At 58.8% G+C, this 13,746-nt stretch carries 13 protein-coding genes, 1 tRNA gene and 1 pseudogene; 8 read left to right on the forward strand and 7 right to left on the reverse strand.

Features of this window, described 5'->3' with window-relative positions:
* Positions 1-166: 166 nt before the first annotated feature.
* From ABIB45_RS06640 to ABIB45_RS06665, 6 genes are all read right to left on the reverse strand, one after another.
* Entirely contained in the window at positions 167-574 is a 408-nt protein-coding gene (locus tag ABIB45_RS06640; protein ID WP_354215123.1) for a hypothetical protein, read from the reverse strand.
* Between the two features lie 843 nt (positions 575-1,417).
* The gene (locus tag ABIB45_RS06645) at positions 1,418-1,858 is read right to left on the reverse strand and encodes a hypothetical protein (protein ID WP_354215124.1); all 441 of its coding nucleotides are present in this window, start codon (positions 1,856-1,858) and stop codon (positions 1,418-1,420) included.
* 104 nt (positions 1,859-1,962) lie between these two features.
* Positions 1,963-3,336, reverse strand: a complete 1,374-nt coding sequence (locus ABIB45_RS06650) for a hypothetical protein (protein WP_354215125.1) — start codon at positions 3,334-3,336, stop codon at positions 1,963-1,965.
* A gap of 292 nt (positions 3,337-3,628) precedes the next feature.
* A complete protein-coding gene (locus ABIB45_RS06655) occupies positions 3,629-4,150 on the reverse strand; it encodes a hypothetical protein (protein ID WP_354215126.1) in 522 nt (173 codons plus the stop codon).
* A 124-nt stretch (positions 4,151-4,274) separates the two neighbouring features.
* Complete coding sequence (locus tag ABIB45_RS06660) at positions 4,275-4,697, reverse strand: hypothetical protein (RefSeq protein WP_354215127.1); 423 nt, start codon at positions 4,695-4,697, stop codon at positions 4,275-4,277.
* 310 nt (positions 4,698-5,007) lie between these two features.
* Positions 5,008-5,223, reverse strand: a complete 216-nt coding sequence (locus tag ABIB45_RS06665) for a hypothetical protein (protein WP_354215128.1) — start codon at positions 5,221-5,223, stop codon at positions 5,008-5,010.
* Between the two features lie 153 nt (positions 5,224-5,376).
* Between ABIB45_RS06665 and ABIB45_RS06670 the strand changes: the two genes are divergently transcribed.
* The 8 genes from ABIB45_RS06670 (at position 5,377) to ABIB45_RS06705 (ending at position 13,286) form a co-directional block, all read left to right on the forward strand.
* Positions 5,377-6,522 (forward strand): site-specific integrase, encoded by a 1,146-nt coding sequence (locus tag ABIB45_RS06670; protein WP_354215129.1) that lies wholly within the window; start codon positions 5,377-5,379, stop codon positions 6,520-6,522.
* A 97-nt stretch (positions 6,523-6,619) separates the two neighbouring features.
* Positions 6,620-6,693 (forward strand) — tRNA-Leu (locus ABIB45_RS06675).
* Between the two features lie 338 nt (positions 6,694-7,031).
* A complete protein-coding gene (locus ABIB45_RS06680) occupies positions 7,032-8,264 on the forward strand; it encodes a branched-chain amino acid ABC transporter substrate-binding protein (RefSeq protein WP_354215130.1) in 1,233 nt (410 codons plus the stop codon).
* An 87-nt stretch (positions 8,265-8,351) separates the two neighbouring features.
* Complete coding sequence (locus tag ABIB45_RS06685; RefSeq protein WP_354215131.1) at positions 8,352-9,359, forward strand: branched-chain amino acid ABC transporter permease; 1,008 nt, start codon at positions 8,352-8,354, stop codon at positions 9,357-9,359.
* Positions 9,356-10,612 (forward strand): branched-chain amino acid ABC transporter permease, encoded by a 1,257-nt coding sequence (locus tag ABIB45_RS06690; protein ID WP_354215132.1) that lies wholly within the window; start codon positions 9,356-9,358, stop codon positions 10,610-10,612. The genes ABIB45_RS06685 and ABIB45_RS06690 overlap by 4 nt, the downstream gene beginning before the upstream one ends.
* Positions 10,609-11,544: an ABC transporter ATP-binding protein gene (locus tag ABIB45_RS06695; RefSeq protein ID WP_502914521.1), complete on the forward strand. Its 936-nt coding sequence runs from the start codon at positions 10,609-10,611 to the stop codon at positions 11,542-11,544. Before ABIB45_RS06690 ends, ABIB45_RS06695 begins: the two co-directional genes overlap by 4 nt.
* Entirely contained in the window at positions 11,531-12,244 is a 714-nt protein-coding gene (locus ABIB45_RS06700; RefSeq protein WP_502914522.1) for an ABC transporter ATP-binding protein, read from the forward strand. Before ABIB45_RS06695 ends, ABIB45_RS06700 begins: the two co-directional genes overlap by 14 nt.
* 130 nt (positions 12,245-12,374) lie before the next feature.
* The gene (locus ABIB45_RS06705) at positions 12,375-13,286 is read left to right on the forward strand and encodes a Bax inhibitor-1/YccA family protein (RefSeq protein WP_354215133.1); all 912 of its coding nucleotides are present in this window, start codon (positions 12,375-12,377) and stop codon (positions 13,284-13,286) included.
* Positions 13,287-13,468: 182 nt separating this feature from the next.
* On the opposite strand, the pseudogene ABIB45_RS06710 reads toward ABIB45_RS06705, so the two are convergent.
* Positions 13,469-13,733 (reverse strand): annotated as a pseudogene (locus ABIB45_RS06710) (galactose-1-phosphate uridylyltransferase); the annotation flags it as partial.
* Positions 13,734-13,746: the final 13 nt, after the last annotated feature.

The following is a 13,746-nucleotide window of genomic DNA, read 5'->3' on the forward strand; positions in this document are numbered from 1 at the left end:
GCCGCGATGACATCACCATTCACAACTGACTCCCGTTCGAACTCCCGGCGATTCAATTGCGTGCACCCCGCGCACTGATAACCGCTGCTCTCACTGCAATTCCGCAAGTGATCATTCAATAACTCATCTGACCATCGCCGTGCGATCTCTGCTGTCGGCGTGACTCTCAAAGCGCGCCTTCTGCAAGAGCCTGTGCGCCGCCAGCAGCCACTGACTTAGCCTCCAGTCGGTTGCGAAGGAAAAGCTCACGAGCCTTGCCATAGGAATCCCGACGGTAGGAAACCTCGGTGGTGACCGCGCCGTGAATTGCCATCGCTTCACGAACTGCGCGCATAGCCCGTGACGGGGAAACAAAGGCGTGCTCAAATGGCTTTGTCGTGTTCGCCCCGCCGTTAGGACTCAGAAGGGCAACGAACGGTTGATCATCCGTGACACCGAAACGAACCTCCGGCAATTGTGCATATGGCACGACGATCGCAACGTTGTCGAGTTTGTCCAGCACCGCGCGGATTTGCTTGGGCGAAGCTCCTTCGAGACCGCCGCCGGACATCAACAGCTCAATGAGTGTATTCACTGGACCTCACGGTCGTAGACATAGACCCACTGCGTTCCGTTGGCAATGGATCGGTCGAGGTCGAGAGCGTATAAGCCTCGGGACGGGGGCATACAGTCGCAAACCTCATCATCGTCGTGCCCTTCGGCATCCTCATAGTCGGCACCACAGCAAAGTTTTCCATGATGCACTGCTGCTATGAACTGTGTAGGTGGCGCAGTCGCGTAGATGTCATCGAAGGTAAAGCCGTCTGCCGGACCAAGCAGGCAAACCTGTTCTGCTGTGACTGCGGGAAGTGTCATGAGCCGGAGGCTACTACCGACCACCGACATTCATCGCCGCCACCGCTCTGCCGCGCGCAGCGCCGCCCTGACGACCGGGGACAAGTTAGAGGGGGATGGACCGCTTGTGTTCGCGTCCACTTCCACTCAACCCCATGACACCGCAGGCGGGAAGCGACGTTTCCGCCTTGACGGACCTGATGTCCACCAGACGGATATCAGGTCCGGCGGACAGATCGACCCAAAAGGGAAAGAAGGGACAATGGAGAGGCAACGGGGATGACGACGCTAACGGGCATATACCCGGTACTCGAAGTTTCATATACATCCAAACCGGCACCCTGATACCCCCCAGGGGTATGTTCCAAACGTTAGCGCCCAAGACGATCCTCTCCGCCACTGCTCACTGACCCAGAACCAAGGGTAGGGACGTGCTCCCAGCAGTTTCCCACCAGCAACACGTCCTACAATTTGTTGACCTCACAGAGGCTTAGAGCGTTCCAGCCCTCCGAGCCTCCAGCCACTCACGTGGGATCGATGTCATCGAACCTGACGCCATCAGCCCATTCATCACGTTGATCTCTCATGCGTAGTTCTCGACATGATCCTCCAGCGTGATCTCGTCGGACATCATGGCGTTCACACTCTCATCAATGCGAACGAACGCGGCAAGATAGGCGAGGTCAGCAGCGGTTCTGCTCGCGAGTCCGGCAACATAACGGGGACGGCGAGCATGCGGGTCAGAAGCGATCCGGGGAATCTCCACCGGCGTCACCGGAGCCAACAACTCATCGAACTGTGCCAGTGGTGACAGCGCTTCGAAGGCAGCAACTTCACCGGGTGCCACTGATGTCAGGTGACAAACTAATGGCTCGAAGCGCGACGTGATCTGGACTGCGCGGCGTTCAATGCGAGCGTCACGTACTGGATTCTCGGAGGCAACTACATCCGTTGCTCGCTTCTCGATTTCGGCGACCTCATCAGCGGTGAACATTGTCTTGAGTTCCGAATTGAACTGTTCCATGGGGCTTTCCTAATGATTGTCATTGCAGTGGATGCGGAAGCTGAGTGGGCTTCTGCGGGGCTAAAAATGTGGGAGCGGAGCCGCCGTACGGGTTTCTAAGAGCCTCAAAAGCGCTTCAAGGCATTGGCACCCCAGAACTTCAAATGAATCTCCCCACGAGCCAGCCAGCTAAGCGGAACGTAGTTCTGAATCTGCTTGTCCCGCACGTTCTTGCCAGCCTTAGCGAAATAGCAGGTCATTTGGTTCACAGCGTCGTAGTACGAGTCCGGGTATTCCCCACGCTCACCCCTCTTCGGAGAATGAGTCATGCTGCGCTTCTTCGGGTTTGGAGTATTGGTGATGTCTCTGATCGTTGCCTCCAGCCACTCAGCAGGGGTCAGCCCATTGAAGTCCTTAGCAAACTGTGACTTCCTGCTGTGAGCACTACGGGTCTGCGGCTCATTCAAGTTGAAGTGCATGTGAGCGAAACCGTTAGTCGCATGCTTCCTGACCATCTTCGACTTTGCTGCCGGAACGAACTCGGTCTTCCAGATGCAAGACATCTTTACACTGAATGCAGACTCGAACCGTTCGAACAGTGACTTCCTGATGTTGTACAGGTCCCTGCCAGTCAGTAGGTCCATTCCTTCCTCGACCAGCATCACAGTCCACATAACCCGGTTCCCATCAGCAAGGATTGGTTCCATATTCAAAGTGCCAGTCTTTGGAGAACCATCTTTGTTGCGAGCCTGATACTTGTTGCGCATCGCCCGGATTGCATCAGTATCGAAATGGGTAGTCACCTTGTCACCCTGTTCCCGGTACGAAGCAAGGATCGTATCGAGGGCATCCAGCTTGCGGGACGGGGTCTTCTCATCCTGCTCTCCGGCTGCTGCAACATCATTCTGCAACAGACCGAAGGAATCAGTCCGAGGAACAGAAGGCAACCATTCCGCTGGCATCGGAAGGACAACATCCTGAACCAGAGACAAAGAGGAAACACAGTGAGTCGTGCTGCTGCTCTGAGTGTTGTTCTTGAGAGTGAATGAAGCCTGCTTGCTGCGCTGTGAAGCCCCCTTAATAGTCGTTGCGGAATCGGAGACAACGGCGGTCCCGGCAATTTCCCCGGAATCTAGGGGATTATCGAAAGAAAGCGCTGACAGCCTTGTTGACTTTTCTGCTCCGCTGAGAAGAGGTCCATTAGCTTCGCTGATAAGACGCTTGTAAATGGTGCTCGTACCACGCTTCATGAACGGGATCAGCGGTACTTCATTGTTAGCAATAGCATCGGAGAAGCCAGCGATATCGAGAGATGAGAAGCTGCCATGAGCTTCAACAATGGCGGGGATGTACAAGTGCAATGCAGCGTCAATGATGACAACGCGCTCAGCGGTACCGTCGGTAACGGCAAGCTTTTCAATCAGACTCTCAATAGCTGCATCGAAGGTATCGAAGGCGGGTGTTTCGGAAACTGGATATTCGAGGCTTGAAGCGCTCATAACGGGGCACCCCTTCCGGGGAAACTTTCGGGGAACGTGGTGGGGGTTTCCAGCGGGGGAACGGAGTGAACTCGGAACGTTCCCCCGCTGACGGGTCGTGCTGGTGGTGCTGTCTGTTAGGCGGCGAACCGTGGGCGGCGTGAACGTTCACTGCCGCAAGCGATGCAGTCGCGGCGAGGCGTCCCTGTCTGACCGATGAGGATACGCGTGTTCACCGCGTCATATTGATGACCGGCAGGGCAGCGGGTCTTGGCTGCATTCACCGCGCCCAGCCCACCCGATCGGAGGATGTTCACGCGCTGACCGCCTCAAAGTGCTCTGGGTTGACGCAAAGAACGTGCGTGCACTCGCTGCGATCCGTGCATGTCTCGGGGCTATGGCAGATGTGATCGCATTGGAATCCCTTGGGAATCTTGAATCCGACAGCAATCTCCAAAACTCGCTTGTGTGCAGAGGTCTTGATCCACCCGCGCTGAGGTGCCGCACCCACCGATCCACAACCGTTGTCGTACTGATCCCCGGACCAGTGGATGCACCCGTCATACTCAGCGGCTAATAGGTCGGCAACGTGGTTCAGCGTGGGGCGTAGGATTGCCTTCTTCGTTTCCATCAAATTCAGCGCCGTCGTGCGGAGGTTTGCGATAGCGACTGCGCGGTCCAGAGGCGGGAAAGGGAGGAACTCATCCTCGGGAAAGCTGGCTGCAAATGTGCGAAACTCGGCGCGGTACAGGTTCAGCAGCGGAGTTGCGGACGGCTTCTGAATTGGAGTCAGTCCGTTTGACGGAGTGGGGAGAGCGGGGATAGATTCATCCATGATGTAACTCGCATTCAAATTGATAGCATGGGTGTGGTGCATCGAAATTTGGCATGACGCTTGCGTGCGTCAGCCGCTGAGGCTGATTCGTTCACCCGTTCGGAGCGGGTGCCGGTCAGCCTTTCTAGCTCGTTTTGATGTGGGTTGTCTGGTGCCGAATCTTGGCTTTGCGGCGGTTTGCCAGAAGCAGCTCCTCGTCATCTGTCGCGGTGATGTACACGTGGTCCGTGCCTCCCGCTCCGTAGCTCGTGCGCTTCGCCGGTGCGGTCCCAAACGCCTCCAGCGCCCACTTGCCGCCCTCCCGGACGATTCGCGCCCATGCGGCGCTTCGTCGCCACTTGCTGCTGTTGGGGAGCCGGTGAGGGTCGATCCCAACGACAATCCTTCGGGGGTCGTCCCCGGCAACTCCGAGCTTCCTTGCGATGGCATTAGCGCGCTGAGCAGATGCCTTCAGAGTCTTCAGTTCAATCGCTAGCGTGCCCGATGCCTGTGCCGAATCCAAGAACGCTTCGATGGTCTTCGTGGCTGTCAATGGGATTGTTTTCATTTCATCTACCGCTTTCTGCTGTGGTTTTTAGTGCTCTGTATGCGATGAGTTCTGCCCTATTCGCTGCGTATCGCGCTCTTGCCTTGGCTCGCAATGCTTCTGCGTTGGCTCGGTAGTACCGCTTTAGATAGACCTTGTGGCACTCACCGCAGTCCTCCTCGCTTGCTGGTCTGACGTGTCCGTGGATGCAAACTTTCATGGCACCTCATTTCATGGGAGTAGTAGTTAATCTTGGCTTGAATATTGCATTCAGTTTTCAAACATCGAGCCTTTCCAAGACGTTCTCGGTGGCTATACATACAACGCTAAGCTATGAATCTTCATAGCGGACGAGCTGTTTTCCGGAAGCGAACACCAGCGGTGGAAAGCCGGTGCCGGAAACGCTCAAGGCATCATTCTGAATTGTGTCAATAGTGTTGACACAAACTTCCGCGCCAACCTTAGGAAGCGGGGGCAATATCGAAACAGGAATGATCCGGTCGCCTTTCCCCGCCAGCATCAGGGTGCCGGATTTGATGTGACTCATCTCGCATTGAGTAGAAAAGAACCATTCGCCGTTTGGCTGAAACAGCCAGCTCCGACGTGCTATCAGTGACGGGGACAGCGGATTCACCGCCCCGGAATGTCAGTGCCCGTACATACTCTTCCCCTATCTGGATAACCAACAGGGGGAGCAGCAGTGGCACCGAGAGCAGCTAAAGGCAACGGAAGCATCAGTCAGGCGGCGAATGGTTCATGGCGTGGATATGTCACCGTCGATGGGAAGCGCCGGACATTTACTGCATCAACAAAGCAGGAAGCAGATCAGAAGCGCCGGGACTTAATGAAGCAGCGTGACAGCGGTCGACTCTCGACCGGGAAGATTCCCACTTTGAACGTATGGCTGGAGCGATGGTTAGAGATCAGGAATCACAAGCCGAGCACAGCCGCAGGATACCGGCAGTCAATTCGCCTCTACATACAGCCCGCCATCGGGCATTTGCGGCTGGATAAACTAAATCCCGAGCACGTAGAGGACCTGCTCGCGGGGATGGCTAAGAAGGGAATCAGCGGCTCCGGGCGGCATCAGACCTACAGCATCATTCGGGCGAGCCTCGCTGAAGCAGCACGGCGCGGACACGTTCAGCGGAACGTCGCCGCGATCATCTCCGCGCCAAAGGTACCCAAGGTGAAGGCAAAGTCTCTGAGCGACGGCGATGTCGACGCGATCCTCGCAGCAGCCACAGGAACCCCGCTCGAAGCGCGCTGGCACCTGTCCCTTCTATTGGGGCTGCGACCGGGCGAAGTCACCGGACTGGAATGGAAGGATGTTGACCTTAAGAAGGGACAGCTCCATGTGCGACAGCAGTTGCAGCAGAACCGCGATCTTGGACTGATCATCGTTGAGACTCCGAAGTCGACGGCGGGGGACAGGGTCATCCCATTGCCCGCGTACCTGATCGACATGTTGCGCAAGCACCGGAAGAACGAGGCGAAGAAACTGCTCGAACTTGGGGACCGCCGGATCGTTTGGTCCTATCAGGGGCACACGCCGTCGTTCGTATTCACTATGAAGCACGGTCAGCCGCTACGACCGAGAGACGATGACGACGTGTGGCGCGACCTTCTCGCCAAGGCAAAGGTTCCGTTCACTCGTCGGTATACGGCACGCCACACGGCAGCCAGCTCGATGATCGCTTCTGCCATCGATGTTGCTACTGTTTCCGAGACGCTCGGTCATCATTCACCGGGCTTCACCATGTCGACATACGTCCACTCCATCGACGAACGCAAGGTTGGACTGGCTGACATGATTGACCGTCGGATCACTAGCACAGGGGTCTGACAGTAAGCCCAATACGCTTATCCCTATAAAACGCTTATCCTGTAGAACGTCACCCGGAGCGGCTCGAAGCAACTCGACCCCGCCCCGCAGGCGATGCGCCCCAGTAGCCCAATTGGCAGAGGCAGCGGACTTAAAATCCGCGTGTTGTGGGTTCGAGTCCCACCTGGGGTACACATTTTCCCTTCCGCGCACCTTCCAGTCCCCGCTTCCCGGGCCTCCCGCGCCCCATCCATACAGCAACGGACCACCGGGTCCGTTGATTTCGCATATGCAACTACTGTTATGAGGATGTGACCTAAGTCACTTATATCCGCAGCGGATATGCACTAGCTTGAACCTAAATCAGATCCCCTGATCTGACCCTGAATCCGGACCGGGCCACGCCAAGGCCCATGGATGTGTTCTGCGACACAAGTTAGGTAGTAGTCTCAGGAAACTAATTCGGAAGTACGCGCAACTGCCTCGGTGATCCGCAGCAGTCGAGATAATCCGGCTCGGAAGGTAAATAAATGTACCGAAAAAAAGTCATCACCTCGTGGGCGGCGGCGGCCACCCTTACCCTCGCACTCTCAGCCTGCGCCAATCAGGCGGGGCCCACCACGACTGACACATCTGGAGCCGCAGGCAAGGTGAATATAAAGTCGATCTCCAAGGTGGACGTGCCCAGCGGTGCTGTTCTCCCGAAGGGCGACGGCAAGGCCACCTGCGCCGCAACCACAACGTTGGCCTACGCGGGCGCGCAGACGGGGGCAAACGCACAACTGGGCATCAACATCTTCAATGGCATCCAGCTGGCCATCAACCAGCACAATGCCGCGAATCCCGGCTGCCAGGTCCAGTTCAAGAAGTTTGACACTGAAGGCGACCCCAACAAAGCCACGGGCCCTGTCACCCAGATGGTCAGTGAAGCAGAAATCGTGGGTGTCATCGGTCTGCCCTTCTCCGGGGAGTCGAAGGCCACCGGCAATATTTTCGAGCAAAAGGGCCTTGTCCACATCACGCCTTCGGCTACCAACCCCGGCCTGACGGGGAATGGCTGGACCACCTTCTTCCGGGGTCTGGGTAACGATGCCGTGCAGGGCCCGGCCGCGGCCAAGTTCCTGACCGGCAAGCTGGGCGCGAAGAAGGTTTACCTCGTCCAGGACGATTCCGACTACGGCATCGGCCTCGGCACGTCGACTTCCGCCGGGCTGGGCAGCGCACTGGTCGGGACCGAGAAGGTAACCACTGGTCAGAAAGACTTCTCGGCTGTCATCTCGAAGATCATGAACGCCAAGGCCGATGCGGTGTTCTACTCGGGCTACTACGCCGAGGGCGCACCCTTCGATCAGCAACTTTCGGGCAAGGGCTTTACCGGCACCTTCGTCGCACCTGATGGTGTCAAGGATGATCAGTTCATCAAGCAGGCCGGTGACGCGTCCAGCAATTCCTACTTCACCTGCCCGTGCATCCCCGGCGAGCTCATTCCTGATTTCGCGTCGGCGTACAAGGAATTGTCCAAGGGGACGGAACCCGGAACGTATTCCATCGAAGGTTATGACGCTGCCACAGTGCTCCTGTCCGGCATTGATGCGGGCAAGCAATCACGCGCTGATCTGCTGGCTTGGGTCAAGGCCTACGACAAAGACGGCCTGAGCAAGCACTACAAGTGGGATGCGAAGGGTGAACTCCAGGCACCGACTGTCTACGGCTACAAAGTGGAGAACGGCAAGATCGTTCCGATCGGACCAATCGGCGAGTAATCGTCACTGGAAGAAAATGGGGGCTGTGGGGTCAGCGTTTGCCGACCTCACAGCCCTTTCCTGACCTATTGCTTGACAGGAAGTCCCATGCTGCCACTGCTCGTCCAATTACCGCCGATGGAAAACGACTGGATTTCCTTCGACGTTCCTTCGCTTATGCAAAACTTCTGGAGCGCGACGTTTGATGGCCTGACCTTCGGTGCTATCTATGCATTGGTCGCACTTGGTTACACCCTTGTGTATGGTGTCCTGAACCTCATCAACTTTGCCCACTCGGAAGTGTTCATCGTCGGCTGCTACGCAGTCTTTTTCACCCTGGGTGGGTTGGGATTCGGCCCTTCAGCCCCGCGGCTGGACATCTGGGCCATCATCCTGAACCTGCTGCTGGCGCTGGTAGTGGCGATGGTCGCGTCGGCGCTGACCGCCTTCGTCCTTGAGCGCGTCGCCTATAAACCACTCCGGAAGCGGAATGCTCCCCGCCTCGTGTTCCTGATCACGGCAATCGGAGCGTCATTCACCATCCAGTACCTAATTTACCTGTGGCGCGGCCCGAGCCCGGAGCTGGCGTTGACCATGTTCCGGCCCACACCGATATTTGACGTCTTCGGGACGATCGTGGATTCCCAGCAGCTGGTCATCATCATCGCTGCCGTCATCATGATGGTGGGCACAGAGCGTTTCATCCGGAAGTCCCGGACCGGGCGCGGTATCCGCGCGGTGGCCCAGGACCCGGACACGGCCACGCTGATGGGTGTCAACAAAGAGCGCATCATCATCACCACGTTTGTCATCGGCGGTCTGCTGGCCGGTGCGGCAGCACTATTCTACGTCATGAAGATTCCGTCAGGCGTCCAGTACAGCGGCGGTTTCGTGCTGGGCATCAAGGCGTTTGCGGCCGCGGTGCTGGGCGGTATTGGCAACGTCAGGGGCGCACTCCTGGGCGGTCTGCTTCTGGGCCTCATCGGCAATTATGGTCAGATCCTGCTCGGAAACTCGCAATGGACCGACGTCGTTGCATTCGTTGTTCTGGTGCTGGTCCTCCTGCTGCGTCCGCAGGGAATTCTCGGCAGTGCCCTGGGAAGGAGCAAAGCATGAGCATGACAGATGGACCCACACCGCTTCCAGAAGCGGCAGCAGCCCAGGCAGCTGCTGACCGCGAGGCCGTCGCGGCCGGACCCGGAAGCAGTGTAACGCCCGAAACACGGGGCCGACGCGGCATCTTTGGTTCCTGGGGTGAACGCTGGAACGCACTCCCGCGCCAGCAGCAATGGGCATTTCTGATAGTCGTCGTGATCCTCGCCTACATGCTGCCCCTGATCAATCCACCGATCATCACCACGGAGCCCGGCAACAATTTCGCCCTCGCTTGCTTTGACATGGCCAGGTTCGCACTGATTGCCGTGGGACTCAACGTAGTTGTTGGATATGCGGGCCTGCTGGACCTCGGCTACGTAGCCTTCTTCGCCGTTGGCTCCTACTGTGCCGCGATGCTCACCAGTCCGGACTCGCCATTCCTGCACATTCCGTACCTGTGGACCATCCCGATTGCCATGGCGGTCACCATGTTCTTCGGAGTAGTGCTCGGCGTCCCAACCCTGCGCCTCCGGGGGGACTACCTGGCCATCGTCACCCTTGGGTTCGGCGAAATTGTTCGCATCCTTGCCACGATCATCCCGGCCATGAAAGGCCAAGTGGGCTTTCAGAATGTGGGCCACCCGCCCGGGACAGAAGCCGACGGAACCCCGATCTTCTCGAATTCCAACGGCGTGCCGTGGTACTGGCTTACGCTGACCATCATCATCATCATCACGCTCCTTGTGGGTAACCTTGAACGCAGCCGCGTGGGCCGCGCCTGGATCGCCATTCGGGAGGACGAGGACGCCGCGGAAATCATGGGCGTGCCAACCTTCAAGTACAAGGTGTGGGCGTTTGCCATCGGGGCGGCCATCGGTGGCCTCTCAGGCGCCCTGTTTGCGGGGCAGGTGGGCTTCGTGAACAACCAGAAGTTCGACGTCACCACGTCCATCCTGTTTCTGGCCGCCGTTGTCCTCGGCGGCGCCGGCAACAAGGTTGGAGCCATTATCGGCGGGGCCCTTGTGAGCTATATTCCGCTGCGCTTCACCGCCATCGCTGAGTACAAGTACCTCATCTTCGGCATTGCCCTCGTGCTCATCATGATCTTCCGGTCCCAGGGCCTCTTCCCGGCCCGCCAGCGGCTGCTTGCCTACGGGCGGCTGGCCTATCAAAGGGTTGCCAAACAGGACAGCGCCGGTCTGTCGTCGTCCGGAGAGCCGCCGGCCCGTGGCCCGGGGCAGAACCAGGACCGTGAGAAAGGAATCCAGGCATGAGCGAGGACAGCAGGTTGCCTGCCGGGGCACAAGGCGCCGCGGAGACTCAAGCAACCCCCCAGGCCGGTCCCGACGTCGCTGCTCTGACGGAGGCCGGAGTGGAGCAGGATTTAGCCGAAATGGTTGCACCGGACCGCGATATTGCGGCCAAAGTAGGTGAGAACCTGGTTGAGGTTAAAGACCTCACCATCAAATTCGGCGGCCTCGTGGCGCTGGACAACATAAGTTTCAACATCAAGCGCGGCGAAATCCTTGGACTGATCGGACCTAACGGAGCCGGGAAGACCACCTGCTTCAATGCCATGACGGGGGTCTACAGGCCGACCAGCGGCCAAGTGGTACTCGAAGGCCAGGTCCTCAACGGGTTGAAACAGCACAAGATCACCAGGCTGGGGCTGTCCCGCACGTTTCAGAACATTCGCCTGTTCGGCGAGATGACGGCCCTCGAAAATGTTGTGGTGGGCCTGGACGCCCGGCACCGGACGAGCGTCGGGGGAGCGCTGCTGAGGCTGCCCACGCATGTCCGTGAGGAGAAATCGGCGATTGAGCGGGGCATGGCACTGTTGGATTTTGTGGGTATCGCAGACCACGCGCATTTCCTCGCCCGCCACCTTCCCTACGGCTACCAACGCCGCTTGGAGATTGCCCGCGCGCTCGCGACGGATCCGAAGGTCCTGTGCCTGGACGAGCCGGCGGCTGGGTTTAATCCGGCTGAAAAGGAGGAGTTGATGGCGCTCATCCGCACCATCCGCGATGAAGGGTATACCGTCCTGCTCATTGAGCACGATATGAAACTGGTCATGGGGGTGACGGACCGGATCGTTGTCCTGGAGTTCGGCAAGAAGATTGCCGACGGCCTGCCACGAGCCATCCGAGAAGACCCGCGGGTTGTTTCGGCCTACCTGGGGGAGCCCGAAGATGACGTTGCTTGAGGTCGAAGGGATCTCCGTTCACTACGGACGCATCCGGGCCATCCGGAACATGTCGTTCACCGTCAACGAGGGGGAAGTTGTTTCGCTGATCGGGGCAAACGGGGCAGGCAAAACAACCACCATGAGGACAATCTCCGGGATCCTCAACCCCACCGCAGGAAAAATCACTTTTGCCGGTGAGGACATCACGCGGATGAAGGCCCACATCCGTGTTGTCCGCGGCATCTCACAGGCTCCCGAGGGGCGCGGGATCTTCCCCGGCATGACCGTCATGGAAAACCTGGATATGGGCACGTTTGGCAGGAAGGCCAGGGCAGGCGTCCCGCAGGACCTGGAACGGGTGTTTGACCTGTTTCCGCGGCTGAAGGAACGGATCAAGCAATACGGCGGCACCATGTCGGGCGGGGAACAGCAAATGCTGGCAATTGGCCGGGCCCTGATGTCCGATCCCAAACTGTTGTTGCTTGACGAGCCGTCCATGGGACTGGCACCGCAGTTCATCCGCCAGATCTTCAAGATCATCAAGGAGATCAACAAACAGGGGACCACCGTGCTGATGGTCGAGCAGAACGCCAACCAGGCACTGGCGGGCGCCCACCGTGCCTTTGTCCTTGAAACGGGGGAGATCACCCACAGCGGCACCGGGCGGGAATTGCTGGCGAATCCGGCCATCAAGGAGGCCTATCTGGGAGTGGGTTGAGGAAACCTGCTGCATCACGGTTGGGTTTCGGCGCAGTGCCAGAGGGAACTTATTGGACCCTGCGCGCGTAGATATTGGTAGCGTGGTTTGTAGTTCACGACTCAACCCTTTTACTTGGAGGACACCAGCAATGGCACTTGGCGGAAACCCGATCTTCAACGGAAAGAACTTCCGTGGAGCAACGCAGGCACCGCGTGTCCCGCAGGCGCCCTATGGACAGGCCCAGTATGGCCAGCAGCCGTTCGGACAGCCGTCCTACGGCCGCGCTCCCGGCCAGGTTATGGACGGCCAGGCCGGTTGGGGCCAGCAGCAGAACATGACGGATGCACAGCTGCAACAGATGTATAACCAGCCGGCCGCGGGCCCGGCGGACACCGGCCGGATGACGTACGACGACGTCATCGTCAAGACCGCCGCCTGCCTCGGAGTCCTGCTGGCCGGCGCGGCCGTGACGCTGTTCGTCAGCATGGGGCTCGCCAGCATCCTTATGATCGTCGGTGCCTTGGGCGGCTTCGTCCTGGCCATGGTGAACACGTTCAAGAAGCAGCCCTCACCGGCCCTGGTCCTTGCCTACGCTGGACTTGAAGGCCTGTTCCTGGGTGGACTCACCCGCGTGCTCGACCTGATGTATCCGGGAGTCGGCCTGCAAGCCGTTATCGGCACCCTGTCCGTGTTCACCGTGACGCTGCTGCTGTTCAAGAGCGGCAAGGTGCGCGCCACGCCTAAGGCCATGAAGTTCTTTATGATCGCCTTGGTGGGTTATGCCCTCTTCTCCGTGGTCAACCTCATCATGATGCTCACCGGGCTGACTACCGAACCCTTTGGCCTGCGTAGCGGCATCATTGGCGTGGTGATCGGTATCCTGGCCATCGGCTTGGCTGCATTCTCCCTGGTGATGGACTTCACCAGTATAGAAGCGGGCGTCCAGAGCGGCGCACCCCGGCGCTTTTCCTGGACCGCGGCCTTCGGCCTGACGGTCACGCTGGTCTGGCTCTACGTGGAGATCATCCGCCTGCTGGCGATTCTGCGCGGCGACGACTAACGCCCGCGGCGACGTCCGCCGTCGTACTTTTCAACGCAGCTGAAGGGTCTCCCGCCTGTGCATCGCGCACAGGCGGGAGCCCCTTCTGGCGCTGCAGCTCCGAGACGCGCATGGCTCCGGTAGCCGGGGTCACCGTGAAAATCTCAGGAGCCGTGTAACAGGCCTCAGAAAAGGCGCGTACGCAGGGTGACGCCGATGTCTGCTCCCCGGTTCTCGAACGGAAACACCGGGCGGATCCCGGCAAATTTGCTGAGGGCCTCAGCGCGGTGTCCCCAGGGTTCCACCACCGTGCGACGGGAATCGGTTTTGGAACACCACAACGTCGTCGTCAGGAGCCGGGATCACCGACGGATTGTCCGCGGTCGTGGGGCAGATGGGGCACTGCTCTGTGAGCGGCAGATGCATGCGGGTCTGCCGGTGCGCCGCAACTGCCACCCATTCGGCGGAATCGATCATCTCA

Origin of the sequence: Arthrobacter sp. UYCo732 (genome assembly GCF_040547265.1) — a bacterium.
Taxonomy (GTDB): Bacteria; Actinomycetota; Actinomycetes; order Actinomycetales; family Micrococcaceae; genus Arthrobacter.